Origin of the sequence: Schleiferilactobacillus shenzhenensis LY-73, from assembly GCF_000469325.1 — a bacterium.
Taxonomy (GTDB): Bacteria; Bacillota; Bacilli; order Lactobacillales; family Lactobacillaceae; genus Schleiferilactobacillus; species Schleiferilactobacillus shenzhenensis.
Map to the genome: position 1 here is coordinate 1 of NZ_KI271635.1, position 1111 is coordinate 1111.

The window sequence follows — 1111 nt, forward strand, 5'->3', positions numbered from 1 at the left end:
GCGAACCTCAAGTTGGGACGAATGCACGGCACTCTCGTCTTCGACATGGATTCGACGAACTTCAATGCTTATGGCCATCAAGAAGGCGTCGAGTTCAACGGGCACTACAACGAGATGGGACTGCACCCCTTTGTGGTTTACGAGGGTCGTACCGGGCTGCTGCTGGATATTGAACTCCGAAGCGGTGCAGTTTATACCTCGAACAATGCCGAAAACTATTTGGCTCAGCTGTTAGACCACTTTTCTGAACGGTCGGTCGTCCTGCGCGGCGACAGTGGCTTCGCCACTCCCAAGATCTACGACATGGCGGCTGACCACGGCGTGGACTATGTCATCCGTTTTAAGGATAACGCCCTGCTAAAAAAGCTGCCGTCATTGGTCGTGGCTAGCGATCCTGATTTCACCCTCGATGGGAAAGAACATTTCTATTCCTTCCATTACCAGTCACCCCGTTGGCGGGAGCCGCACCGGTTGATACTGGTGGCGAAGCAGAACGTTGAAGAGCTGATGCCGACCTATCAATACTTCATCACTTCCTTGAAGAGTAAAGCGGAAACAGTTGTCCAGTTCTACCGGAAACGTGGGCAAATGGAGAATTATATCAAAGAGACCAAATCCGGGTTCTTTGCGGACCACGTGAGCAGTCAGAACTTCTTTGTCAACGAAGCCCGCATGATGATCGCCTGCTTGGCCTACAACATCATGCAGCTCATGAAACTGCTCGTCTTTCCACCACGCCAACGGATATGGCAAATTGGGACCATCCGTACCCACCTGCTGGATATTGCTGCCTCAGTGTCAGCTCATGCCCGCAAGACATGGATCAATTTAACATGCGGGCATCCGGGGTTGGGGCTCTTCTGGCCAATATTGGAAAACATTCAACGACTACAGGTGTGAACCCAAATCGATTTCTCCAATTTTCAAAAAACAGGCGCCCAGAATTGTATTTGTGTACCTAAAAATCTCAATTGGCTGGGACTCTTTACCATATGAAAGCCCCGTGTCTCAATAATTGCTGGCCGAGTCTTTGCAAGGCACTCGACATGGACCGTTTTCCAAGATTTTGTACGTCTCTATCCATTTTCGCCACCTTCATGAATTATTGGGG

At 50.0% G+C, this 1111-nt stretch carries 1 protein-coding gene; it reads left to right on the top strand.

Annotated features, from left to right (window positions below):
* A partial coding sequence (locus tag L248_RS14915) for an IS1380 family transposase (RefSeq protein ID WP_220095325.1) occupies window positions 1-900 on the top strand: 900 nt, incomplete at its 5' end.
* Between the last annotated feature and the right edge of the window lie 211 nt (window positions 901-1111).